At 47.6% G+C, this 25,616-nt stretch carries 23 protein-coding genes; 11 read left to right on the top strand and 12 right to left on the bottom strand.

Features of this window, described 5'->3' with window-relative positions:
- Positions 1-2: 2 nt before the first annotated feature.
- From ACOMG9_RS11690 to ACOMG9_RS11680, 3 genes are read right to left on the bottom strand one after another with little or no spacing between them, the layout of a single operon-like run.
- Positions 3-1,058, bottom strand: coding sequence for a potassium channel family protein (locus ACOMG9_RS11690; RefSeq protein ID WP_422408934.1), 1,056 nt, complete (start codon positions 1,056-1,058; stop codon positions 3-5).
- 16 nt (positions 1,059-1,074) lie between these two features.
- Positions 1,075-1,524 carry an NfeD family protein gene (locus tag ACOMG9_RS11685; protein WP_422137926.1) on the bottom strand — a complete coding sequence of 150 codons (450 nt, stop codon included), beginning with the start codon at positions 1,522-1,524 and terminating at the stop codon, positions 1,075-1,077.
- A gap of 17 nt (positions 1,525-1,541) precedes the next feature.
- Positions 1,542-2,456, bottom strand: a complete 915-nt coding sequence (locus tag ACOMG9_RS11680; protein WP_422137925.1) for an SPFH domain-containing protein — start codon at positions 2,454-2,456, stop codon at positions 1,542-1,544.
- A 221-nt stretch (positions 2,457-2,677) separates the two neighbouring features.
- On the opposite strand from ACOMG9_RS11680, the gene ACOMG9_RS11675 reads away from it, so the two are divergent.
- From ACOMG9_RS11675 to ACOMG9_RS11660, 4 genes are read left to right on the top strand one after another with little or no spacing between them, the layout of a single operon-like run.
- Entirely contained in the window at positions 2,678-3,514 is an 837-nt protein-coding gene (locus ACOMG9_RS11675; RefSeq protein ID WP_422133699.1) for an AAA family ATPase, read from the top strand.
- Between the two features lie 9 nt (positions 3,515-3,523).
- Complete coding sequence (locus ACOMG9_RS11670; protein WP_448217015.1) at positions 3,524-4,705, top strand: vWA domain-containing protein; 1,182 nt, start codon at positions 3,524-3,526, stop codon at positions 4,703-4,705.
- 3 nt (positions 4,706-4,708) lie between these two features.
- Complete coding sequence (locus ACOMG9_RS11665; RefSeq protein ID WP_422133697.1) at positions 4,709-5,065, top strand: SH3 domain-containing protein; 357 nt, start codon at positions 4,709-4,711, stop codon at positions 5,063-5,065.
- A gap of 2 nt (positions 5,066-5,067) precedes the next feature.
- The gene (locus ACOMG9_RS11660; RefSeq protein WP_422133696.1) at positions 5,068-5,727 is read left to right on the top strand and encodes a class I SAM-dependent methyltransferase; all 660 of its coding nucleotides are present in this window, start codon (positions 5,068-5,070) and stop codon (positions 5,725-5,727) included.
- Between the two features lie 557 nt (positions 5,728-6,284).
- On the opposite strand, the gene ACOMG9_RS11655 is transcribed toward ACOMG9_RS11660, so the two are convergent.
- The 3 genes from ACOMG9_RS11655 to ACOMG9_RS11645 all read right to left on the bottom strand — a co-directional run bounded on the left by ACOMG9_RS11655 (position 6,285) and on the right by ACOMG9_RS11645 (position 8,965).
- Positions 6,285-6,581: a 4a-hydroxytetrahydrobiopterin dehydratase gene (locus tag ACOMG9_RS11655; RefSeq protein ID WP_422133695.1), complete on the bottom strand. Its 297-nt coding sequence runs from the start codon at positions 6,579-6,581 to the stop codon at positions 6,285-6,287.
- A gap of 271 nt (positions 6,582-6,852) precedes the next feature.
- Positions 6,853-7,254, bottom strand: coding sequence for a hypothetical protein (locus tag ACOMG9_RS11650; RefSeq protein ID WP_422133694.1), 402 nt, complete (start codon positions 7,252-7,254; stop codon positions 6,853-6,855).
- Positions 7,255-7,510: 256 nt separating this feature from the next.
- Positions 7,511-8,965, bottom strand: coding sequence for an aminoacyl-histidine dipeptidase (locus ACOMG9_RS11645; RefSeq protein WP_494530275.1), 1,455 nt, complete (start codon positions 8,963-8,965; stop codon positions 7,511-7,513).
- A 158-nt stretch (positions 8,966-9,123) separates the two neighbouring features.
- Here ACOMG9_RS11645 and aat point away from each other — a divergent pair, with 158 nt between their 5' ends.
- The 3 genes from aat to infA all read left to right on the top strand — a co-directional run bounded on the left by aat (position 9,124) and on the right by infA (position 11,008).
- A complete protein-coding gene (aat, locus tag ACOMG9_RS11640) occupies positions 9,124-9,813 on the top strand; it encodes a leucyl/phenylalanyl-tRNA--protein transferase (RefSeq protein ID WP_448217012.1) in 690 nt (229 codons plus the stop codon).
- Positions 9,814-9,838: 25 nt separating this feature from the next.
- Positions 9,839-10,549, top strand: a complete 711-nt coding sequence (locus ACOMG9_RS11635) for an arginyltransferase (protein WP_422133691.1) — start codon at positions 9,839-9,841, stop codon at positions 10,547-10,549.
- A 240-nt stretch (positions 10,550-10,789) separates the two neighbouring features.
- Positions 10,790-11,008, top strand: a complete 219-nt coding sequence (gene infA / locus ACOMG9_RS11630; protein ID WP_252180026.1) for a translation initiation factor IF-1 — start codon at positions 10,790-10,792, stop codon at positions 11,006-11,008.
- Between the two features lie 38 nt (positions 11,009-11,046).
- Here the strand turns inward: infA and clpA are convergent, their stop codons facing one another.
- From clpA to ACOMG9_RS11615, 3 genes are all read right to left on the bottom strand, one after another.
- On the bottom strand, positions 11,047-13,347 hold the full coding sequence (gene clpA / locus ACOMG9_RS11625) for an ATP-dependent Clp protease ATP-binding subunit ClpA (RefSeq protein WP_422133690.1): 2,301 nt from the start codon (positions 13,345-13,347) through the stop codon (positions 11,047-11,049).
- Between the two features lie 20 nt (positions 13,348-13,367).
- Entirely contained in the window at positions 13,368-13,751 is a 384-nt protein-coding gene (clpS, locus tag ACOMG9_RS11620; protein WP_422133689.1) for an ATP-dependent Clp protease adapter ClpS, read from the bottom strand.
- A 306-nt stretch (positions 13,752-14,057) separates the two neighbouring features.
- Entirely contained in the window at positions 14,058-16,289 is a 2,232-nt protein-coding gene (locus ACOMG9_RS11615; protein ID WP_494530274.1) for an NADP-dependent isocitrate dehydrogenase, read from the bottom strand.
- A gap of 256 nt (positions 16,290-16,545) precedes the next feature.
- Here ACOMG9_RS11615 and mnmA point away from each other — a divergent pair, with 256 nt between their 5' ends.
- From mnmA to purB, 3 genes are all read left to right on the top strand, one after another.
- Positions 16,546-17,694, top strand: a complete 1,149-nt coding sequence (mnmA, locus tag ACOMG9_RS11610; protein WP_448217009.1) for a tRNA 2-thiouridine(34) synthase MnmA — start codon at positions 16,546-16,548, stop codon at positions 17,692-17,694.
- An 87-nt stretch (positions 17,695-17,781) separates the two neighbouring features.
- Positions 17,782-18,393, top strand: coding sequence for a high frequency lysogenization protein HflD (hflD, locus tag ACOMG9_RS11605; protein ID WP_422133686.1), 612 nt, complete (start codon positions 17,782-17,784; stop codon positions 18,391-18,393).
- A gap of 77 nt (positions 18,394-18,470) precedes the next feature.
- On the top strand, positions 18,471-19,841 hold the full coding sequence (gene purB, locus ACOMG9_RS11600) for an adenylosuccinate lyase (RefSeq protein ID WP_448218638.1): 1,371 nt from the start codon (positions 18,471-18,473) through the stop codon (positions 19,839-19,841).
- A gap of 82 nt (positions 19,842-19,923) precedes the next feature.
- On the opposite strand, the gene ACOMG9_RS11595 is transcribed toward purB, so the two are convergent.
- The 3 genes from ACOMG9_RS11595 to ACOMG9_RS11585 form a co-directional block, all read right to left on the bottom strand.
- Positions 19,924-22,098: a malate synthase G gene (locus ACOMG9_RS11595; RefSeq protein WP_448217008.1), complete on the bottom strand. Its 2,175-nt coding sequence runs from the start codon at positions 22,096-22,098 to the stop codon at positions 19,924-19,926.
- A gap of 515 nt (positions 22,099-22,613) precedes the next feature.
- Positions 22,614-22,745 carry a hypothetical protein gene (locus ACOMG9_RS11590; protein WP_422133684.1) on the bottom strand — a complete coding sequence of 44 codons (132 nt, stop codon included), beginning with the start codon at positions 22,743-22,745 and terminating at the stop codon, positions 22,614-22,616.
- A 163-nt stretch (positions 22,746-22,908) separates the two neighbouring features.
- Positions 22,909-23,865 (bottom strand): LysR family transcriptional regulator, encoded by a 957-nt coding sequence (locus ACOMG9_RS11585; protein WP_448217007.1) that lies wholly within the window; start codon positions 23,863-23,865, stop codon positions 22,909-22,911.
- A 386-nt stretch (positions 23,866-24,251) separates the two neighbouring features.
- Here ACOMG9_RS11585 and aceA point away from each other — a divergent pair, with 386 nt between their 5' ends.
- Positions 24,252-25,523, top strand: coding sequence for an isocitrate lyase (gene aceA / locus ACOMG9_RS11580; RefSeq protein ID WP_448217006.1), 1,272 nt, complete (start codon positions 24,252-24,254; stop codon positions 25,521-25,523).
- Positions 25,524-25,616 lie beyond the last annotated feature (93 nt).

The following is a 25,616-nucleotide window of genomic DNA, read 5'->3' as shown; positions in this document are numbered from 1 at the left end:
TATTACTCCTTAATATCGCTCCAGCGAATTTCTCCGGAGCGAATTCTCTGTGCCGACATGTAGTAAACCAGTTGACCTGCTTTTACTCGCTGATCACCATTGGGGTTGAGAACCAGATCATCACCGGTGGCCGTCTCAGCGACTCCCAGAACAATAGCTTCATGCTGTTTTTTCATAAATTCCAGCAATCGATTGAACCTTACTCCCTCAAAATCTTCAGGGACTTTAACGCTGTATTGTGTGGGGCCAATCAACGTTGACAGAAGCTGCCCCTGGATTCGAGAAGAACCGGGGTCCTGAGCCGATCGCACCAGCATCTCCATGGAAATACTGGTATGACACTCCACTTGCGGACAATGGGACTTGAGCAGTTTGACCATATGTTCATGCTCAAACCAGGCCACGATATGAGCGGTTTTCGTCATTGCTGTTACGGTCAGGCAACTGGTCAGTGTTTTGTCATCGTTGGAGCGGTAAATGATGACCCGGTCGGCAGAAGTCACTCCGGCCCTGCTAAGCAGTTCATAATCACTCAGACTCTTGCCCTGAATAAACAAAACCTGATCAGGAAAAGGGTTGTCCATCTCTTCTGTGGCACAGAGCACTACCTTGCGATCTTCTCTGCGGATATCACCGAAAATCAGTTCGATCATTCTGGCTGTCCTTTCAGGATGCCAGCCCAAAATCACTATATGCCCGGCCAATGCTGAATAATCGCCTTTCCCCTTCATGCCTTTTCTCCATAACTCGACAAAAAATGAAGACAGTTTGCCGAGAAAGCCGGCAAAAATCACCAAACCGCCCGGCATTACCAAAAGTGAAGCAGTCATTTTTCCGCCCGCTGTTTCTGGGGTGAAATCGCCGTAACCCACCGTAGTTGCCGTGGCCACAAAATAATAAAACCAGATCTCCGGAGAAGTCAGTTCCTGTTCTCCGGACAGCCACATTAACAACCAGCTGCCAAAAAACAACAGCAGCAAAACAACAAGCAGTGCCAGCCAGCTCAACTTCATCAGATTCTGAGTGATAAAGTGCAGGCTTGTTTTTATCGGCCCCACAGTTTGTTCTCCATGGTCAGTTATGTCTGTCAATCAGAAGTATCATCCCATCTGCACCAGTGACGATGACTGAGCAGCCTTTCTCAAGATCTCCGGGCGCTTTGACGGACCAGAGGGTATCACCAACCCTGATCTTTCCCTGCCCACCGGGCAGGTCATTTTCCAGAACCAGCACCCGGCCGATCAATTGAGCAGAACGCTGATTTAACTGAGGGTAATCACTTTTTTCATTCACCCGACGGAAAAATTTCCAGTAAGCCACCGTAAAGATCAGGCTGCTCAATGCAAACCACACCAGTTGCCAGGCCCAACTGGTTTCAGGCAGCAGCCACACCAACGCTGCCAGTAGGAGAGCCGCTGCAGCACTGCCAAGAAGGAAGCCTCCTGCCCCAAGAGCTTCCAGACCCAGGCACAGGAACGCAACAATCAACCAATGCCAGGGTTGCAAAGTATTGAGAAAGTCCATTGATATACCAGATCCTGTCAGGGTGTTTTCTTCAAGCCATCGAAGAGTTCTTTAATACCCGCCAGCGAGCCAATCACATTGCCTGCTTCCAGTGGCATCATGATGGTCTTGCTGTTTTCCGCCGCCGCAACAGATTGCAAGGCATCCACGTATTTTTGCGCAACAAAATAATTGATAGCCCGGGCATCTCCATTAGCAATAGCCTGGGAAACGACTTCAGTCGCCCGCGCTTCTGCTTCTGCCAGCCTTTCCCTGGCCTCAGCTTCTCTCTTGGCTGCTTCCAGCTCACCCTCTGCCTGTAGAATTTGAGCCTGTTTTTCACCTTCTGCTACTTTGATAGCCGCTTCCCGGCTACCCTCTGCTTCAAGTATCTGAGCCCTTTTCTCCCGCTCCGCTTTCATTTGACGGGCCATGGACTCCACCAGATCATTAGGAGGAGCTATGTCCCGAATCTCGATGCGAGTCACTTTCACTCCCCATGGACTGGTAGCTTCATCCACTTTGAGGAGCAGCATGTTGTTAATACGGTCACGGTTGGACAACATCTCATCCAGCTCCATGGAACCGAGAACCGCACGAATGTTTGTCATCACCAGATTCTGCATAGCCCGATAGAGTTCATTGACTTCATAGGACGCACGAACAGCATCCTGAACCTGGTAAAAACAAACGGCATCTGTCGTTACTTGGGCATTATCGGAGGAGATAATTTCCTGTGAAGGTATATCAAGAACCTGCTCCATCATATTGATTTTTTTACCAATCCTGTCAACAACAGGCACTATGACATGCAGGCCGGGAGACAGTGTTCGGGTGTACTTACCAAAACGTTCTACGGTGAAATGAAAGCCCTGTGGAACCATTCTGACACCAGTACCTATCAGCACAGCGATCAGGACTACCAATGCAATGGCTGTAATCTCAAAACCCATTTAGTCACTCCTTAGCCTGAAAAGTAGAATCAATTCAGCGGACAGTCTGACAGAAAAAATCAACAATGTCCTAAATCTGTCGTAGCCTCTGTAAAAGTCACAGAGATCATGGAAAGATAGTCATCGTTGATCGGACAAAATATCAAATAAGTATTCACAGCAGCTACAAACCTCGTTAGAGTGCTGACAGAACTCTAACGCCAACAAATCCGATTGTGATCATGAAATTCGATTCTACCGACAATTATATTGCAACCAGCGAACTGAAAACTGCTGTGAACGCGGCCATTGCCTTGCAACGCCCTCTTCTGATCAAGGGCGAACCCGGAACCGGAAAAACCATGCTTGCAGAAGAAGTAGCAGAATCCCTGGGCAAACGACTTTTGCAGTGGAACATCAAATCCACCACCAAGGCCCAACAGGGATTGTATGAGTACGATGCTGTTTCAAGATTGCGCGACTCTCAGCTGGGCGATGAAAAAGTACACGATATCGGCAATTACATCGTCAAAGGTAAATTGTGGGAAGCCTTTGAAGCCGATGAACAAGTGGTTCTGCTGATTGATGAAATCGACAAGGCTGATATCGAGTTCCCCAACGATTTGCTTCAGGAACTGGATAAGATGGAGTTCTTTGTTTACGAGACCCGGAAAATGGTTAAGGCCCGACAGCGGCCCATCGTGATCATCACCAGTAACAATGAAAAAGAACTGCCCGATGCCTTTCTCAGACGCTGTTTCTTCCACTACATCCGTTTCCCTGATCCGGCGACCATGAAGCAGATTGTCGATGTTCACTTTCCCACCCTGAAGCAGGGGCTGGTTTCCGAAGCTTTGCAGATGTTCTTTGAATTAAGGGATATCCCCGGCCTGAAGAAAAAGCCTTCTACCTCTGAGCTGATAGACTGGCTCAAGCTATTGAACTCTGACGACATACCAGTCGATGTGCTAAGAAACAGCGATGCTCGCAGTGCTATACCGCCACTCTACGGAGCCCTGGTTAAAAACGAACAGGATATTCATTTACTGGAACGGCTCGCCTTCATGACTCGTCGATAAGGTGAACCGATGCTGACTAACTTTTTCGATACGGTTCGCGCCTTTGGTGTCCCGGCCAGTACCCGGGAGTACCTTGACTTGCTCAGGGCTATGCAGGCTCATGTAGTCTTCGCGGATAACGAAGCATTTTATCAACTATCCAGAGCCATACTGGTCAAGGATGAACGTCACTACGACCGCTTCGATAAAGCCTGCAAAGCTTTTTTTGACGGCATTGAGAGCGTTGAAGATCTGCTTGAAGCCACTATACCGGAAGATTGGCTCAGAAAAGAATTCATCAATCAGCTCAGCGAAGAAGAGCGGGAAAAGCTCAAGGCACTCGGCAGCCTTGAAGAATTGATGGAGACACTGAAGCAGCGTCTGCAGGAGCAAAAAGAACGTCATGCCGGGGGGAATAAATGGCTTGGCACTGGCGGCACATCCCCTTTTGGTGCCTATGGTAACAATCCAATGGGGGTTCGTATTGGCCAACACGAGAGCAGAAACCGGAGCGCCACCAAAGTCTGGGATAAACGGGAATTCCAGAACCTGGATGACAATGAAAGACTGGGCAGTCGCAATATGAAAATGGCCCTGCGCAGACTCAGAAAATTCGCACGACAGGGGGTTCCGGATCAGCTGGATCTCGATAACACCATTCGATCCACAGCCAATAAAGGGTTGCTGGACATAAAAATGGTTCCGCAAAGGCGTAATTCAGCGAAAGTACTGCTTTTTATGGATATCGGTGGCTCCATGGATGCTCACGTCAAAGACTGTGAAGCACTCTTTTCCTGTGCACGCTCTGAATTCAAGCATATGGAGTTTTTCTACTTCCATAACTATCTCTATGAATGGGTCTGGAAAAACAACGTCCGACGACAAAGTGAAAAAACCGAAACCTGGGACATCGTTCATCGCTTTGGTAAAGACTACAAAGTGATTTTTGTTGGAGATGCCCAGATGTCACCTTATGAAATCACCTCACCGGGCGGAAGCGTTGAACACTGGAATGAAGAACCGGGGCACACCTGGATGCAGCGTGTTCTGGATCATTTTGATAATGCTATCTGGTTGAACCCCATCAATAAAGACAGCTGGTTTTTCACCCATTCTACAAAGATCATCCATGAACAGCTGGAGGGCAGAATGTTCCCTCTGACGGTGAAGGGTCTGGAAGAGGGTATGAAAGAGTTGTCTACTAAAAGCTGAGTTATGAAAACAGTCAAGGTTATAGAAGATTATCAGGCCTGCTACCCGGACCCAGTGACTTTCAGTGAAGGTGACAGTCTGATATTAGGTAAAAGTGATGATGAGTTTCCCGGATGGATCTGGGTCACAACTGGATCGGGCAAAGAAGGCTGGACTCCCCTGCCTCTGATAAGACGTTTGAACCAGAAACACGGGATTGCATTAGAGGACTTTAGCGCCAGGAAACTCAGTGTGAAAGCGGGTGAAAATTTGAGAATCATGCGTGAGATTAACGCTTGGGCCTGGGTAGAAAACCAACAGAAACAGACGGGCTGGGTGCCTATATCCAAATTCGCTGAATACCGTCATGAAAGTGATTAATAATGTCACTTTCAACCACTGAAAACAGTCAATGTCCCCTGTGCAGTGCCTTATCCAGAGACTTTGCCAGCGATAAAAGAAGAGATTATTTCAGATGTTCTGACTGCTCACTGGTTTTTGCTGATAAAAAAAGCTGGCCAACGCCTGAGCTGGAACGCTCAGAATATGAGCTTCATACAAACAATGCCTTTGAGCCGGGATATCGAAAATTTCTTTCAAGGGTGACAGAGCCGTTGAAAGGCAGGATATCTTTGGATGCACAGGGACTGGACTTTGGCTGCGGGCCTGGCCCCACACTTTCTTTGATGATGGCTGAAGCTGGTTGGCCTATGGCTCTGTATGACCCCTTTTTCCATTCGGATCAAAGCGCTCTGGAAAAAACGTACGATTTTATCACAGTCACTGAAGTCATAGAACACATCCATCAACCGGATGTATGGTTGCCGAAACTCTGGAGTATGATCAGACCCGGCGGGACACTGGCATTCATGACCAAAATGGTGATAGATCAGGAAGCCTTTTGCAGATGGCATTACAAGAATGATCCTACCCATGTCTGTTTTTACTCAATAGAAACCTTTCAGCACCTTGCTGAACAATGGCAGGCAGTGCTCAGTTTTGAAGCCCGGGATGTTATATTTTTCTATAAATTAATGCATTAAACAGTGGGATTACTATAAAGCAATCAAAAAAAATCTCGGAACTGCGTAAGAAGTATTTGGGATTATCTTGCAAGTTGGTAAGTACGAAAGGCTCATTATTTCAGTATGCCAGGCACGGGTGAGTGAGGATGTCTACTTGTTCTTATGAGCCTTATCAGCGTGACTCCGTTGAGCAACGACCTTGGCAAAGCGCAGAGAAATCCTTTTGCATTTACAACACCGGCCGACCTCTTCCTGTTGAAGTTCATTTAGATAGGTATTAATGAAATCCTCATTCATTGTTTTTTAGAATACCCTCAAGGACTTTCATGGCTGATAGTCATCAAATAACTACTCTGTAGCCCTACATTAACCCTGAGGGTGTTTGATGACAACTGACGGCTTCGTTGTTGTTTGATTGTATTGAAGCAGACCAACATTCTGTTGCAAATTCGATCACCACCCTGGCAAGTTTTTATTCTTGCTTGATCGCTACCAGGTATGCCTTAGATAAAAATTTTCTCTGACGGTTATAAAACACACCCATGTTCTGGTTCAATCAGCCAACGCAGAGATAATCATAGCTGGATATCGTCCGACACCTGTTTGACCTGCAATAGCTCGAACAATCGATCCGTTTCCTGAGTGAGATGACGATCTCTGGCCATGACTCCTGACCCTTGTTCAGACTCATGAGTCCCCCAGGCAACCGTTACCTTGCCCCACTCAATAATCATTCTTGGATGATGTACGTAGGACTCCGCCAGTCCCGCCACCGCATTAAGAAAACAGAGAGACTTCGAATACTTTTTGAAGGTATAGGACTTCTCAAGGTGATCAACGCCTTCATACTGACACAACGACCAGTTACTCATATATTATCCTCCTGATGGCTTATTACCCTACCTGACAGGCACGGCAAGAAAGCACTCTGATGATACAGACAGAGTTTATACAGACCCCACGAAAGGATAAATGAATTTTGGGCTTTGATCGAACCTCCTTTACCAGGAAATGGCAACTGGATGAATAAACGTGCTAATCAGCAAGGGCTATACAGTATATATCTTTTCAAGACATAACTGCCTGATGGCTTGAGCCTCATATCCATACGCTGCACAGCCTGCTGCACACTACAAGAGCCTTTTACAAGCTCTCTTCGCTTTCTTCCTGATCAACCTTTTCAGCCTGAAGTTGCTCCAGCTCCTGCTTACTGGCATTGAGCTGCTGAGTGAGCTGCTTCTGCTTGGTTTTCAGTGTCCCGTTCTCTGTCGTCAGAGTCCGGTTCTGCTCCTGCAGACGTTTGATCTGTTTCTTCATACGATCAGGATTGCTGGCTCGCAGCGTTTTCAGCTCGTTATCAGCGCTCTTGACCTGCTTGTTCAGCTTTTCAGCCTTCTGCTCAGCCGCATCAAGCCGTGACTTCAGCTGAGTCACTTCTTTATCGTGCTGATCAGTGATATCAAGGAGAGCTTGCAGGCGCTGTTGCTCAATAACGTCCAGTTCTTCATTTTTAAAGAAACGGCCTCCCGCGCTCAGGGTACCCATATTAATTACCTACCTCCGAAAAGAGTTTGAAGTGATGACAACAGGAAGCTGCCCTTGCCAGCGCAGGGCATCCACACATGTATGGGGGATATTTGATAATGAGATCAATTGTTCTTCATTCAATGGCTGGCAAAAGCAGACTGACTTTAGACGGAGGCAAGTTTATTACACTTACTTCCCCTAGGAAAGCGCAATTTACACAATTTTTTGCAATGCTGCCAGTTTATTTGCTCATTCTGACAGCATTATTGGTCAATCAGGCTTCTGGTATGGCCTCCAGTGTTTTAATCAGGTAGTTCCAGAAATTTCCAACCGCCGGAATATGGACCTTTTCATCCGGTGAATGAGGGAACCGAATGGTTGGGCCAAAAGAAATCATGTCCCAGTTTGGGTAAACACCACCCAGTAACCCACACTCCAGGCCAGCATGAATGACTTTGATCTCAGGCTCGTAACCGAACACCTGTTCATGAATATCCTTCATGGTTTTCAAAATAGTAGACTCAGCATTGGGCCTCCATCCGGGGTAACCCCCCTGCTTTTTGACTTCTGCTCCGATTAACCGATAAAGACCGGCAATACTCTCGGCATGTTCTTCCCTGGCACTGTTAATAAGGCTTCGTACCATGTTTTCTATGGTAATCCGACCCTCCTTTATCTTGATGACGGCCAGGTTATTTGATGTTTCCACCACCCCTTCAACACTCAGACTCATCCGGTGGACGCCATTTGGAGATACATGCAGGGTGTTCATCAGCTGACTTTGTGCTTCCGGGGTCATAGCCTTCCGAACAGATTCTGAGACCTGCATAACAAGACTCAGATCTGGCTCTGCTTCTGACAGCTCTGTACGAAATACATTCAGATACTCATCAACTATTCGGGCAGCTTCTTCGCGACTACTTAGAGGGATAGCTACCTGAGCAAAGGCTTCTCTCGGGATTGCATTTCTGAGTGAACCGCCGGAATATTCTGTCAGTCTGGCACCTATTCCAGACAAGGCTTTCAGTAGCCTCACCATCAGCTTGTTGGCATTACCCCGCTGCAGTTTGATATCAATACCGGAATGACCGCCTTTCAAGCCTTTCAAAGCAAGAGTGAAACTGCTATATCCTTCCTCCAAAGACTCTTCCTGGTAACTGTGAGAAATACAAACATCGACACCACCAGCACAGCCAACATAGAGCTCTCCTTCATCTTCAGAGTCCATGTTCAGCATGATCTCACCCTTCAGCAAACCAGGCTTAAGACCGTGAGCTCCGGTCATCCCACTCTCTTCATCAATGGTAAACAGAGCTTCAACAGGACCATGGGGAATATCCGTCGACTCAAGCACCGCCATAGCCGCTGCAACACCAATACCATTATCGGCTCCCAGAGTGGTTCCTTCCGCAGTAACCCAATCGCCATCAACGTACGCCCTGATAGGATCTTTAGTAAAATCATGTTCTGTATCTGCGTTTTTTTGAGGCACCATGTCCAGGTGACTCTGGAGAACAACGCCACGGCGGTTTTCCATACCCGGAGTAGCTGGCTTGCGAATGATCACGTTGCCGACTTCGTCTATCAGGGTATCCAGACCAAGATTTTCGCCAAACTCCTTTACGTAGGCACGCACAGCATCTTCATGCCTGGAGGGGCGGGGAATCTTGCAAAGTGCCTGAAAGTGTCGCCAAATAGGTTGAGGGGATAATTCAACAAGCTGGGTCACAGCTATCTCCTGTTGATGAGGGGGAAAGAGTCTATGAAAATAGCCCCTGCGAGAACGAACGCCCATTAGCGAATACACTAATCAAAAACCGAGATTGCCGTATTCACTAACAGTAAAACCGAAAACCTGATCTCTTTTTTAACCCGGCTGCCCAGATAATGCGCAAAACCATTCCTTTACTAGATCCCGATAGACCTCAATTTCCTGCTGCTCATGAGGCTCTGGATTACCCTGATGGCCTATTGGCTATGGGTGGCAACCTTGCCCCTGAAACACTGACTGACGCATACAAGAGGGGCATCTTCCCCTGGTTCAACGAAGGCGAACCCATTCTCTGGTGGTCTCCTAACCCAAGAATGGTGCTTTATCCAGAGTATCTGCACATAAGCCGCTCCATGAAGCGTTTTCTAAAAAAACACTCTTATAGAGTGAGTTTTGATGAAGCCTTCAGTGAAGTCATGACTGCCTGCTCGTCGCCCCGGAAAAATCAGGATGGCACATGGATCATCAAAGAAATGAAAGAAGCCTATACTGCCCTTTTTAAAGAGGGTCTGGCTCATTCGGTGGAAGTCTGGTCAGGCAATAAGCTGGTGGGCGGGCTTTATGGCGTCACGATTGACAAAGTATTCTTTGGAGAATCCATGTTCAGTTTCGAAACCAATACGTCAAAACTTGCAATGATTATGTTGTGCAAAGAGTTGCTGAATAGAAACTTCCATCTGATCGATTGCCAGATACACAGCCCCCACCTGGAGTCACTGGGCGCGAGAATGATAAGCCGGGATGCATTTCTCAAGGCATTGAAAGACGGTTGCCGAACGCCTGCAACCAGTGCACACTGGAATTAGACAGGGCAATGGACGGCCGAAGCTGATGAGCGCACTTAAAGATCTTAAATTTTACGCAACCCAGCCACACAACTGCAGCTACCTGGAGGATAAGCAGGCTATAACATTATTTATGGATCCCGACAAAGACTTGGATCCAGCTCTTTATCGGCATTTGGCCGACATTGGATTTCGAAGAAGCGGTCGACACGTATACAGACCTCACTGTCAGGGCTGCAACGCTTGCATTCCGGCCAGAGTGGTTGCCAAGAGTTTCGAACCCAGACGCAAGCACAGAAAGCTATTAAAAAAAAATCGGGATATCCTGGTCACCCGATCCGAAGCTGAATACGATGAAGAAACCTATCAGCTTTACAAAAAATACATCTCCATACAGCATCGCGATGGCGATATGTACCCTCCCTCAATGGAGCAATTCCAATCCTTTTTGGTAGGTTGCCCTGAATTCTGTTGCTACTACAAATTCTGGCTGGACGAAAAACTCGTGGCTGTTGCAGTCACCGACGAGCTGTCAAATGGACTCTCTGCAATTTATACCTTTTATGACCCTGAAGTCAGCAAAACCAGAAGTCTGGGCAGTTACTGCATTCTCTGGCAGATAGAGGAAGCCAAAAAACTGGGGCTCAAGCACCTTCACCTGGGCTATTGGATCAAGGACTGCAAAAAAATGAGTTACAAAATTCAATACCGTCCTCTGGAAGTCTATGTTAACAACCGCTGGGTTACTTTGAGGTAGTCGTCCTGACATACACTGTAACTGATTATTCAGACAGGGTTAATCAGCTACAGCGACATTAACTCCCAGTTAATTCACCGTATTATCTGGTCAATCAGGATTTGATGGGGATCGAAAGTGATGACAGAGAATGTTTTTATATGGATAAAGGCCGGTTCACTTTGCTTTAAAGCTGGTTTTCAGGCAGAATGCCTGCCAGATTTATTCAGCTAACGCTCTATTCCTGAGGTCAAACTTTATATGGCGAAAGAAGAAAGTCTTGAAATGGAAGGCACTGTCATTGACACCCTGCCTAATACTATGTTCCGTGTAGAACTGGAGAACGGTCACGTTGTGACCGCACATATTTCAGGCAAAATGCGTAAAAACTACATCCGCATTCTGACAGGTGATAAAGTCAAAGTTGAACTGACTCCTTATGACCTGACCAAAGGCCGTATCACATACCGTTCCCGCTGACAGGGGCCTCTTGCCCCTGTCCCTCTCCTGGCTTTTTTTCAGCCCTGCTCACCATCCACAACTTCAAGATCCGAAGTCAGGCTTTTGGCAGGTTCGAATTTCAGGAACAGCCCTCCTTTCTTGACTGTCACGCGGACAAAGCCACCACTCTCAGACAGCTTGCCAAAAAGGATCTGTTCCGCCAGGGGCTTCTTGAGATGCTCCTGAATAACACGCCCCATAGGACGAGCCCCCATCATCCGATCATAACCTTTCTCTGCCAGCCATTCTCGTGCCTTATCATCAACGTCAATCTGAACCATTCTCTCATCCAGCTGCGCCTGAAGCTCTGTAAGGAACTTATCGACAACATGCTTGATAGTATCCTCGGTCAATGAGTCAAAGGGAATGATGGAGTCAAGACGGTTCCTGAATTCCGGTGTAAAGGTTTTCTTAATGGCTTCCATACCGTCTGTCGTATGATCCTGCTCAGTGAAACCAATAGAAGTACGCGTCATGCTTTCAGCACCAGCATTGGTCGTCATGATCAGAATAACATTTCTAAAGTCAGCTTTACGACCATTGTTGTCTGTCAGAGTGCCGTGATCCATCACCTGCAAAAGCAGGTTAAATACATCCGGATGCCCTTTCTCAATTTCGTCCAGCAACAAGACACAATGGGGTGTCTTGTTGATCGCTTCTGTCAAAAGTCCTCCCTGGTCATAACCGACATAGCCAGGAGGTGCACCTATCAGTCTGGAAACTGTATGAGCTTCCATGTACTCGGACATGTCAAAACGGACCAGCTCAACCCCCATGGACTTGGCTAACTGACGACAAACTTCCGTTTTGCCGACACCTGTTGGCCCAGAGAACAGGAAAGCACCCACCGGCTTGTCAGGCGCCTTCAAACCAGCACGCGACAATTTAATCGCAGTTGAAAGAGAAACAATGGCTTCGTCCTGGCCGAAGACCACCATTTTGAGATTCCTCTCAAGCTTGGAAAGTAACTCTTTATCAGAAGAAGAAACAGACTTAGGTGGAATCCGGGCAATCTTGGCGACAATACTTTCAACGTCGCCCACCTCAATGATCTTCTTGCGCTCATTCTCTGGTAAAAGACGCTGATAAGCACCAGCCTCATCAATAACGTCAATCGCTTTGTCAGGCATATGACGATCGTTGATATAGCGATTAGCTAACTCTGCTGCAGCTTTCAGGGCATCATCCTTATATTCAATGGTGTGATGCTCTTCAAAGCGACTCTTGAGACCACGAAGAATATCAATGGTATCGTCAACACTCGGTTCACTGATATCCACTTTCTGGAAACGACGAGCCAGGGCACGATCTTTTTCGAAAATACCACGAAACTCTTGAAAGGTCGTTGAGCCTATGCAACGAAGATCGCCAGAAGTCAGCAGTGGCTTTAAAAGATTAGAAGCATCCATAACACCACCGGATGCAGCACCGGCACCAATAATAGTGTGAATCTCATCAATGAAGAGAATGGCGTTATCGAGCTTTTTAAGTTCGCTGAGCAACTTTTTGAATCGCTTCTCAAAATCACCACGGTATTTGGTTCCAGCCAGCAACGAACCAAGATCCAGAGAATACACAACCGCTTTGGAGAGTACTTCAGGAACTTCTCCGTCCACTATTCTTTTTGCCAGACCTTCAGCAACGGCTGTTTTCCCAACTCCGGCTTCACCCACCAGCAGAGGATTATTCTTACGACGTCGCGTCAATATCTGGGATACCCGCTCAACCTCTTCTGCCCGACCTACCAGCGGATCAATCTTACCTATACGGGCCTGTTCGTTCAGGTTAGTGGCATAATTTTTAAGGGGGTCTTGACCGGCTGCCTCTGAGTCAGTGCTTTCCTCCATAAGCTCTCCACCCAACTCTTCCAACTCATTGCCCGGCATTTTGGAAATTCCGTGAGCGATATAGTTGACGACATCTATGCGGGCAACATCCTGCTGCTTCAGAAAATAAACGGCCTGACTTTCTTGCTCACTAAAGATTGCAACCAGAACATTAGCACCGGTGACTTCTTTTTTTCCTGAGCTTTGCACATGAAATACAGCGCGTTGCAGAACTCTCTGAAACCCGAGAGTGGGTTGGGTCTCTCGCTCGGTATCGTTGGCAGGTATTAAAGGGGTTGTTGAATCAACAAAATCAATCAGTTCCCTGCGCAGCTTTTCGGTTTCTACACCACAAGCTAGAAGTACTCGGGAAGCGGATTCATTATCAAGCAGTGCCAGAAGCAGATGTTCCACGGTCATGAATTCATGTCGCTTGCTTCTTACATCACGGAAAGCACTGTTAAGAGTCAGTTCGAGGTCTTTATTGAGCATATGATATTACCCTGAGAACACTAATCGGCCTTAATTGTTTTGCACAACAGGGGATGCTGGAATTCTCTGGAGTACTCGTTGACTTGCTGGGCTTTGGTTTCAGCAACATCTTTGCTGAACAATCCACATACAGCCTTGCCTTGCGTATGAACCATCAGCATGATTTGTGTTGCCTGTTCACTACTCATGCTGAAAAATTTCTCCAGGACCTCAACCACAAAATCCATCGGTGTAAAATCATCATTCAAGAGCAGAACCTGATACATAGCGGGCGGTTTGACTCTGGCTTTAGCTGGTGCCAGAGCGATATCATGATCGCCTTCCTGCTCTATCCCTTCATTCTCTAAGCTTAGACGAAGCCACTCAAAGTTACTCATGTATTGATGAACTGCTATCTGCTGCATTGCACTCGCTTCCAGGTGAATTTACAGCTGAATTAACCAGGCTCTGGACTGCCTGTAACCAGGTGTCGATGACGAAAAACGTCAAAAGCACTACACCCTGAATACCATTCTAAACACGCTGAGAGCAAAGAAAAACAATTTACATCACTCGTCACTTCAAAAGCTATTGATTTCATGGATACCATCGACTGACAACCGAAATAAAATAGCAAAAGAATCAGAAAAATAATCATTTGATCTGACAAGCAAGAAAACGACCACAGAACAAGCCTGCAGCCATTCTTGATGGGTAAAAATGCCCGGAAATTAAATCATGCCATCAATTGCCGCATTAAAGGTAGTGCTTGGACGCATAGCTTCAGTGGCTTTAGCTGGAGTGGGCTCATAATAGCCACCCAGATCAACACCCCCCCCCTGACAATCTGCCAGTTCCGAGACAATCTGACCTTCTTTCTCGACCAGCTCCTTTGCCAGACCGGAAAACTTGCTGCTGAGTTCCTGGTCTACTTGCTGAGCCGCCAGAGCTTCTGCCCAGAACTGAGCCAGATAGAAATGACTACCACGGTTGTCCAGCTCTTTCACCCTTCGGGAAGGAGACTTGTTAGCATCCAGATATTGGCCAATAGCAGCGTTCAATGTGTCAGCCAGAATCTGGGCCCTGGCATTCCCAGTCTTAACGGCAATATCTTCAAGCGATACAGCGATAGCCAGAAATTCACCCAGAGAATCCCAACGTAAATGATTCTCTTTAACAAACTGTTGAACGTGCTTGGGAGCTGAACCACCAGCACCAGTTTCGAACAGACCTCCGCCAGCCAGCAGAGGGACAATAGAGAGCATTTTAGCACTGGTACCCAGCTCCAGAATCGGGAACAGGTCAGTCAGGTAATCACGCAGAACGTTTCCGGTCACGGAAATGGCATCTTTACCTGCCCGAATCGTTTCCATACTCAGACGGCAAGCGTCCACCGGAGAAAGAATACGGATATCCAGACCCTCGGTATTGTGGAACTTCAGGTATTCGTTGACCTTGGCAATCAGGTTGGCATCGTGGGCACGATTTTCGTCCAGCCAGAAAAGAGTCAGAGCCCCTGTTGCCCGGGCACGGTTAACGGCCAGCTTGACCCAATCGCGAATTGGCGCGTCCTTGGTCTGACACATTCTCCAGATGTCACCCTCTTCAACATTGTGCTCAAACACAGTACTGCCAGACTCTTCTACAACACGGATAATGCCGTTTGCAGGAGCCTTGAAGGTTTTGTCATGAGAACCATACTCTTCAGCTTTCTGAGCCATCAGACCTACGTTGGAAACATTACCCATAGTAGTGACATCGAATGCACCGTTCTCCTTACAAAAATCGATGACTTCCTGATAAATAGCCGCATAGCAACGATCAGGAATCATAGCTTTGGTGTCATGCAGCTTTCCGTCAGGCCCCCACATTTGGCCCGAGGAACGCAAAGCGGCAGGCATAGATGCATCAATAATGACATCGTTCGGTACATGCAGGTTGGTAATACCCTTATCGGAGTCCACCATCGCCAGCTCAGGGCGAGTCTTGTATACGGCCTGAATATCCGCCTTTACTTCATCCTTCTGCTCAGCAGGCAGTTTGGCAATCTTGGCATAAACGTCACCCAGACCATTGTCCGGATCGACGCCCAGATCTGAAAATAGAGAAGCGTGTTTCTCAAACACGTCTTCAAAGAAGACTGTGACAGCATGACCAAACATGATCGGGTCAGAAACCTTCATCATTGTTGCTTTCAGGTGCAGGGAGAGCAGAACATTCTGCTCTTTAGCTTCCTGAGCAGAAGCTTCGTAGAATGCCCTCAAAGCTTTCACATTCATGACAGCGCTATCAATAACTTCACCGGCCAACAAGCTCGTACTCGGTTTTAGCACCGAAACAGATCCATCACTGCCAACAAACTCGATTCTTACATCCGTAGCCTCGGGCATGACTGCTGACTGCTCACTGGAGTAGAAGTCACCGCTGTGCATATGAGCAACGTGAGATTTGGAATCTGCAGTCCAGGCACCCATAGAGTGAGGATGCTTCTTCGCAAACTCTTTTACGGGAGCCGCAACACGGCGATCAGAGTTACCCTCTCGAAGAACCGGGTTTACCGCACTACCAAGCACTTTGGCATAACGAGCCTTGATGACTTCTTCTTCAGGATTCCCGGGTTCTACAGGAAAATCAGGAATGTCATAACCGTGTTCTTGTAGCTCTTTGATCGCATCTGTCAGTTGCGGGATAGAAGCACTGATGTTAGGCAACTTGATGATGTTTGCCTGAGGCGTCTTAGCCAGCATACCCAACTCAGACAGAGCATCACTTTGCTTTTGTGCTGCACTCAACTTCTCAGGGAAATTAGCTATGATTCGACCAGCCAGTGAAATATCCTTGGTTTCAACGGCTACGTCTGCGGCTCGGGTAAAAGCCTTGAGAATAGGGAGCAGTGAATAGGTGGCTAAGGCGGGAGCTTCGTCAGTAATAGTGTAAATAATTCTGGTTGTATCTGTTGTCATGTTATCTCCAAAAAACAACTGGCTGTGGTGCCTCTGCGGAGGGGTTTAAGTGGAGTTTGACGACCACTATTTATCACTTTATTTGCACAGCCCCGTAACGCTTTTGACGTTATCGCCTATAAGATATACCAATGTGCGTAAGGAATAAATGTAGTTTTGCTACACAATCTTCTGTTTGCATATCGAAATACTCTATAGAACTGAATTAGCCAGACAGGTACAATGCCCTGCTTCCCGATTCAGCCATACATTAACTATGATAGACTCTTGTGCCACTTTTTCTGACGAAAACCCTCAGGACACCCGTGTAATCGTGGGTATGTCCGGAGGTGTTGATTCCTCGGTATCTGCACTTCTGCTCAAACAGCAGGGTTACCAGGTAGAAGGTTTGTTCATGAAAAACTGGGAGGAAGATGATGGCACTGAATACTGCACTGCCATGACCGATCTGGAAGATGCTCAGGCCGTTTGCGACAAAATTGGCATTAAACTCCATAAAGCCAATTTTGCTGCTGAATACTGGGATAATGTCTTTGAGCATTTCTTGCAGGAATACAAGGCCGGACGCACCCCCAACCCCGACATTCTCTGCAACAAGGAAATCAAGTTCAAGGCTTTTCTGGATTATGCCCTGACACTGGAAGCTGACTGTATCGCCATGGGCCACTACGCCCGCAGAGACAACATTAATGACCGGGCTTGCCTCAAAAAGGGTCTTGACCCCAATAAAGACCAGAGCTACTTCCTGCATCAGGTCGGAACCGAACAACTGGCCAGAACTTTGTTCCCAGTGGGTGAAATAGCAAAGCCCGAAGTTCGGCGCATAGCAGAAGAACACGATTTGATCACCCACAACAAGAAAGACAGCACAGGTATCTGCTTTATTGGTGAGCGCCGTTTTCGTGATTTCCTGAAGCAGTATCTTCCGGCCCAGCCTGGCGACATTGCGACCGATCAGGGCACAGTTATTGGCGAGCATTCAGGCTTGATGTACCATACCATCGGCCAAAGGCAGGGGCTTGGTATTGGTGGACTGAAAGGCGCTTCAGAATCGCCCTGGTATGTTGTTGAGAAAGATCTTGAGAACAATCAACTGATCGTTGCTCAGGGCAATAGTCACCCCTTGCTGTTCTCTGAAGCCCTGACCGCTTCTGAAATATTCTGGATCTCCGGCTCAGCGCCCGAAATGCCAGCCAGCCTGACCGCCAAGATCCGCTATCGACAACAGGATCAGGCCTGCCGCCTTGAGCGAACACCAGATGGGAGATATCTTGTGGTTTTTGACGAACTTCAGAGGGCGGCCACTCCGGGGCAGTCTGTTGTTTTCTACCAGAATGATATTTGTCTGGGCGGTGGAGTTATTGAAACCAGACATCACTCTCTGAGTGAGGCTCAGATTCAATAAGACATCAATCAGTTCGCTCAACTCTCCACAACCGGGAGCAGACAACCTTCCGAAAAGAGAAAGCATAAGTAAGGTAGAGAAACTCAGGTGCAATACACAGCAAAGGAACAGGCAGCTGCCCTCTCAGCGATTTTTCAGGCTGCTGGCCTTGTAGAACGTCTGGCCAAGAGCGGGCAAATCAGTGAAGGGCCACTCGAACCACTGATTGGCAGCCTGTTTGTCATCTCTCCTGATCGCGTTGAGGATGTCTTCAATGGTTACGACAGCCTGCTCACTGGCAGAAAAATACTGAAAGATGTCCTGCAACGTCAGGCCGACGCGATCCAGGCCGACACCGTTCGTTATGCCCTGACCCTGATACATCTGGAACGCAAACTTTCCCGAAATCGTGACATGCTGAATGAGATCTCCCAGCGCCTGCAACGCTGCAGGGAACAGGCCGACCACTTTGGCATCCTCCATGAAAATGTTATTGCCAGCCTTGCCGGTATTTACCTCGACACCATCAGCACCTTTAAGACAAGAGTACAAGTTTCAGGCGACCTCCAACATCTTCAGAATCAGGGCAATGCTGACAAGATACGCGCCATTTTGTTTGCCGGGATACGGGCTGCCATTCTCTGGCGCCAGACAGGTGGCAGCCGCTGGCAGTTATTACTTAGCCGAAAAAAGTTATTGAACGGCTTGAATCAGCTTTAAACCAAATCATCCACCCTGCATCCAAAGCCTTTTTCCGGTATGATGCGTCCTTTGTATGAGCATAAGGCATGTTAAACATGGAGCTGTCTGCACTGACTGCTGTTTCCCCCGTCGACGGTCGCTATGGGGACAAGACCCAAAGCCTGAGAAGCATTTTCAGTGAGTATGGTCTGATCCGCTTTCGAGTGACCGTTGAAGTTAAATGGTTACAGGCACTGGCCAGCCACCCCGAAATCATCGAAGTTCCTGAACTATCCAAGGGTGCTAACGTCCTCTTAGACCGGCTGGTCGACAACTTTTCCCTTGAGGATGCCCAGCGCGTCAAGGAAATTGAGCGCACCACGAACCATGATGTCAAGGCCGTTGAGTACTTGATCAAGGAAAAAATACAGGATAACGATGAGCTGGCTACTATCAGTGAGTTTGTTCACTTTGCCTGTACTTCCGAGGACATTAACAACCTGTCTCACGGGCTGATGTTGAAGACTGGCATTGAACAGGCGGTACTTCCGCCCATGCATCAGATCATCAAGGAAATCGAAAGTCTTGCTCATCAGCACAGCGATCAGTCAATGCTGTCCCGTACTCACGGACAAACAGCCTCCCCTACCACGCTGGGCAAAGAGATGGCAAACGTTGCTTACCGTCTGCGCCGTCAGGTTCAGCAAATCAACCGAATTACTCCACTAGGCAAAATCAACGGTGCCGTTGGTAACTACAATGCTCACCTGTCCGCTTACCCTGAAATTGACTGGCAGCAACATGCTGAAAAGTTTGTCACCAGTCTGGGTCTGGAATGGAACCCCTACACCACCCAGATTGAACCTCACGACTACATCGCTGAACTATTTGATGCCATTTGCCGTTTCAACACTGTCTTGATCGATTTTGATCGTGATATTTGGGGCTATATCTCCCAGGGATACTTTAAACAGAAAACTGTGGCCGGCGAAGTAGGCTCTTCCACCATGCCTCACAAAGTTAATCCGATTGACTTTGAAAACTCCGAAGGCAACCTCGGTATTGCTAATGCCGTTATGCAGCATCTGGCTATGAAACTGCCTGTTTCCCGATGGCAGCGCGACCTGACAGACTCAACCGTTCTGCGCAACCTGGGAGCGGGTCTGGGTTACAGCCTGATTGCTTATGCATCGACTCTGAAAGGTATCAGCAAGCTACAGATCAATGCCGAACGCCTGAATGAAGACCTGGATAATGCCTGGGAAGTTCTGGCGGAGCCCATCCAGACAGTTATGCGCAGATACGGTATTAAGCAGCCTTACGAAAAGCTCAAGGCTCTGACTCGTGGTCAGGAAGGCATCACCCAGGCGACTCTGGAGACCTTTATTGACAACCTGAACATGCCTGCCGGGGTAAAAGCTGAACTTAAGAAGCTGACACCCGCGAATTATGTGGGCAACGCTGCTTCTCAAGCTAGAGCGATCTAACCTGACGATAGCGAAGCGAGCAAATCGCTTCAAGACAACAAAGCCCTCAATTGAGGGCTTTATTTATTACCATTCAGTTATTTCATTTTGCAGTGGCTTTAAATTCACGCCTTCTTGCATGCAGTACCGGTTCGGTATATCCATTAGGCTGCTGACAACCTTTCAGGACCAGCTCGCACGCTGCTTTAAAAGCAACACTGGCATCATAATCGGGAGCCATAGGTCGGTATTCAGGATCCCCGGCATTCTGCTCATCAACCACCTTTGCCATACGCTTCATGGCATCCATCACCTGCTCCTCAGAACAGACACCATGCCTCATCCAGTTGGCCATATGCTGACTGGAGATACGCAGCGTTGCGCGATCCTCCATCAAGCCAACATTGTGGATGTCAGGAACTTTTGAACAACCCACACCTTGATCCACCCATCGAACAACATAACCGAGAATACCTTGAGCATTGTTATCCAGCTCTTGCTGAATCACATCTTCAGTCAGAGAAGCCCTGTCGTGCAGCAAAGGAATAGTCAGAAGATCATCCAGACTCGCTCTTTGACGCTCAGCTATAGATTCCTGAACTTCAAGAACATTTACGGAATGATAATGAGTAGAGTGCAGTGTCGCGGCATTAGGTGAAGGCACCCAGGCGGTATTCGCTCCTGACTGGGGATGCCCGATTTTAGTCGCCAGCATCTTGGCCATCTCATCCGGCATAGCCCACATACCTTTACCAATCTGAGCACGACCGGCCAAACCACAGTCAAGTCCTACCTCAACATTCTGGTCCTCGTAAGCATTAATCCAGGCGGACTGTTTCATTTCGCCTTTTGGAATCATCGGACCAGCTTCCATGCTGGTGTGTATTTCATCTCCAGTACGATCAAGGAAACCTGTATTAATGAAGACAACGCGATCTCTGGCCGCCCGGATACAGGCTTTGAGATTGACAGAAGTACGACGCTCTTCGTCCATTATGCCAACCTTCAGGGTATTTTTCTCAAGACCCAGAACATCTTCAATCTTGCCAAACAGCTTATTGGTAAAGTCTACCTCTTCTGGCCCGTGCATTTTTGGCTTAACAATATAAACGCTGCCGGTGCGGGAGTTTCTCATGCCGTCCTGTTTTTTCAGGTCATGCATGGCAATCAGCGAAGTAAACATTCCATCCATAATGCCTTCTGGAATTTCATTTCCCTGACGATCCAGAATGGCATCAGTAGTCATCAGATGCCCGACATTTCGAACAAACATCAGACTCCGGCCATGCAGAGAAAACGCTTCACCTGCGGGGGATGTATAGTTACGATCAGCAACCAGCTGACGGGTTAAGGTTCTATCACCTTTAATGAATGTGTCCTGCAGGTCTGCCTTCATTAATCCGAGCCAGTTTCGATAAACCAACGCTTTATCTTCAGCGTCGACGGCAGCCACAGAATCTTCACAGTCCATAATAGTTGTCAGAGCTGCCTCTACCACCAGATCCTTCACTCCGGCCGCATCAGCCTTTCCTATAGGAGATTGACGGTCAATTTGAATCTCAATATGAAGGCCATTATTTTTGATCAGAACACTATCAGGCGCTTTTTCACTGCCTGTATACCCGACAAACTTTTCAGGCTGGGCCAGCGCCGTTACGCTGCCATCGTCCAAAGAGAGAGCCAATTCCCCTTCCTTGACAGCATAACCGGCCACCCTGGAATGATTTCCTTTAGCCAGAGGCGCCGCCTGATTAAGCAATGCCTTACCAAAAGCGATGACTTTCTGTCCACGCACAGGGTTATAGCCCTTACCACGCTCAGCACCATCACTTTCAGGAATAGCGTCAGTACCATACAAAGCATCATAAAGACTTCCCCAACGAGCGTTCGCTGCGTTAAGTGCAAAACGAGCATTCATCACAGGTACAACCAGCTGAGGTCCCGCCTGGGAGGAAATTTCTGTATCAACATTTTCCGTCGTAATCTTAAAGCCTTCACCCTCAGATTGCAGGTAACCGATTTCCAACAGAAACTGTTTATAGGCAGAAGGATCATGGGGCTGCTGTTTATGCTCTTTATGCCACTGATCAATTTGATTTTGCAGAGCCTCCCGCCTCTGCAACAGAGACCTGTTCTCAAGGACGCACTCATCCAGAACACCCTCAAAACCTGACCAGAAGACCTCTGAAGTCACTCCAGTGCCCTCAATAGCTTCAACCAAGAGATTGTGGATAGGGGCTGCTATCTGCAAACCTCCGATCTGAATACGATCAGCCATATGCCTTCCTTCTACACGCTTTTATCTTCAATTCGCGTAAGACCACCACCGAATCAGGTGGAGATGTAAGCGGGGCTTGCGAAGAGCAAGCCTGTGAACTATTTTTTCTGCTTCTGTCAGACCTGCCGTGGGGCTCACGGGATGTTAAGTCTGCAGAGTTGGTTTGAGACCCTGGAAGCAAACTTGATTAGCCCAATAAAAGCTCCCTCTGGGAGAGTTTTACGCAGTAACCAAGATTACTCCCTGAGCAGCGAACCATGTAACAGAAACCTGTCAGGTGACCAACAGGGAACCCTCACCGAAATAAGGTGGGGGACAATGCCAATGTTGAGATGGACCGCCTGATTTTCACCAAAAAATCCGACAGCTCAAGTCTGAGCACTATTCTGTTTGAACCGACAGGTGATGACCAATTCAACTCAGTTATATATGATATTTTTTCAATAAATAGCAATTATTAACAAAGATTATGCACAGAAAAGCCGCACAACGGCGGCTTTTCTGGATTCTGAAACTCAATCGTCCGGATGTGATTCCTGCTTTTGCTCAGCGATGATCAGGTAGTAACTTTCTGATGTATTTTCAATACATTCATCAGCCACAGGGTAAAGCGTGTGCTCTGTGCTCAGTTGTGTTAACCAGTTCATTTTATCTTACCTTCCGGTGGGTCTCGTTTGGGTATTATCAGGACTTCGACAGGCAAAGCACTTAGCTACCCGCCATCGCTCAAAGGCAATCAGAGATTAACACTAGTTAACACAACTTTCTAGATAGTTAGACCACTTATTTCACATAAATTATCATTTGTTATCAAACAGGGTCGTCACCCGGCTTGGTTTGTTGTGCAGTAGCTTTGATAACCTGCCGTAGCCAGTTATGCCCGGCGTCGTGATGCAACAACGGGCTCCATGCCATACGAAGCTGGATTGGGGGGATCTCAAACGGCGGCGGCAAAACCACCAGCTCATCTTCATGGCGGTGCAATTCAGCCAACTTACTGGGCAGAGTCGCAATAAGGTCATTTTGGGATGAGAGCAGCATGGCTACCTGGTAATGTCTCGTCAGGACCCTGATGTCACGCTTGTGACCAATAGCCGACAACGCCTCATCAACCCATCCGAGTTGCTGAACATCTTTTGGGTCAATACCCACCCCGACACCCATACCTGTCTTACTTGCCCATATATGCTGCGCGGAAAGATAACTATCAAGGGTGAAATTACCAATAACCGGATTGTCGCGACTCAGGACACAGGAAAAAGAGTCCTCCCAGATCAATGACTGGTGAAAAGATTGCGGCATATGACTGAAACGGTTAATGGCCATATCAACACGACCATGCTCCACATCATGAAAGGTCACATCGCTGGGCGTGAGAATATCGAGAGTAATCCCCGGAGCCTCAGCTCTGAGCTTTTTCAGCACCATGGGAATGACAGTGGATTCTGAATAATCACTGGCCATAACACGAAACACCCTGGAACTCTCTCCAGGATTAAAGGCATCTCTGGGCAGAAGAGCCTGCTCCAAAAGTTTCAAAGCGTCTGCAATCTGGGGTTTCAGGGCAAGAGCCCTCTCTGTTGGAGACATGCCTTCACTGGTTCTTACCAGCAGAGGGTCATTAAACAAACTCCTGAGTCTTTTCAACCCGTTACTCATCGCTGGCTGGGTTATGCCCAGTTGCTCAGCCGCTTTAGTGACACTTCTTTCACGCAGAAGCACATCCAGATACACCAGCAGGTTCAGATCAACACGAGCCAAGTTCATATTTTTTGTTTACATCCTGAAGCGGTTCGCCAGATGGCCAAGAATAGTTATCCCCCTGCTGCAAAGTCAAACAATCCTCTGATCCTGAAAAACGCCCCATTTATTGCTATAAGCGGCAGCAAGCTCTTTGAATGACACTTCAGGACACCTGAATCCAGAGAATACTGCTTTAAAGCTTCCGGAAGTCTTGTGACATTAACTTTCCGGTTATAAAGAAGAGTTTTTCAGTAAAAGAGCCAACTATTTAGTGGCAAGGGAAGGATATTGTGACATTTTTGATGAGAATATTCACTATAACCATAATAAATTATCAAGTTTGTTATCTTTTGTTATAGATTGAAATTGCCTTGACAAACAACCGTTTGATTTTCAGGAGAGGCGATACAATGTCAACTTATAATCGCGCTGAAGAGATTGCCCGTATCGAACAGGACTGGTCAGAAAATCCTCGTTGGGCCAATGTAAAACGCACCTACAAAGCTGAGGATGTCGTCCGTCTGCGCGGTTCCATTAAGGTAGAAAATACCTTTGCACAAATGGGAGCAGAGAAACTCTGGACTCTACTCTATGAAAACAAGTCACGCAAGGGTTACGTAAACAGTCTGGGGTCTCTGACAGGGGGTCAGGCACTGCAGCAAGTTAAAGCGGGACTAGAAGCCGTTTACCTGTCTGGCTGGCAGGTGGCTGCCGACAATAATTCGGCCAGCTCCATGTACCCCGATCAATCTCTCTATCCGGTAGATTCGGTACCGGCGTTAATCGAAAGAATGAACAACAGCTTCATGAGAGCAGATCAGATCCAATGGAAAAATGGTATCGAACCAGGCGATGCAGGATACAGAGATATGTTCGCTCCCATCATTGCCGATGGTGAAGATGGCTTTGGTGGAGTCCGTAACACTTACGAGCTGATGAAAAGCATGATCGAAGCTGGCGCTGCGGGTGTTCACTTTGAAGACCAGCTGGCTTCTGTCAAAAAGTGCGGACACATGGGAGGAAAAGTTCTTGTTCCTACCCAGGAAGCTGTTGACAAACTGATTTCTGCTCGACTGGCCGCAGATGTCGCTGGAGTTCCGACTTTGCTTATGGCAAGAACCGATGCCAGCACAGCTGATCTGATCACCTCTGATATCGATGACTATGATCAGCCTTTCCTGACCGGCGAGAGAACCAAAGAAGGCTTCTATCGCACCCGCAAGGGTATTGAACAGGCGATTGCCCGGGGACTGGCTTACGCACCTTTTGCCGACCTGCTCTGGTATGAATCAGAGACACCGGATCTGGACGAAGCAAGAACCTTTGCCCAGGCTATTCGTTCCGAATACCCGAATCAACTACTGGCTTATAACTGCTCTTCATCCTTTAACTGGAAAAAGAACATGGACGATAAAACCATTGCCCGCTTCCAGGATGAACTAAGTGAGATGGGTTACAAATTCCAGTTCATCACACTGGCAGGTATCCACAGTATGTGGCACAACATGTTTGATCTGGCTTATCACTACGGTAAGGGAGAGGGCATGAAACATTACGCAGAAATGGTTCAGCAACCCGAGCAGGCTGCATTTGAACGAGGCTACACCTTTTCATGCCCTCAGAAAGAAGTTGGGACAGGATACTTTGACCACATCACACACGTGATCCAGAAGAACCGATAGTGCCTTAATTGATTGTGGGAAATTTTGGAGCTTTCTGACAAATTTTAGTACCTGTAACAGCTCTTCATCTTCAACGGATGAAGAGCTGTTTCT

The organism is Endozoicomonas sp. PH6C, from assembly GCF_059322965.1.
The sequence above is the reverse complement of the archived record's forward strand: the minus strand, read 5'-3'. Positions and strand labels throughout refer to the sequence as shown.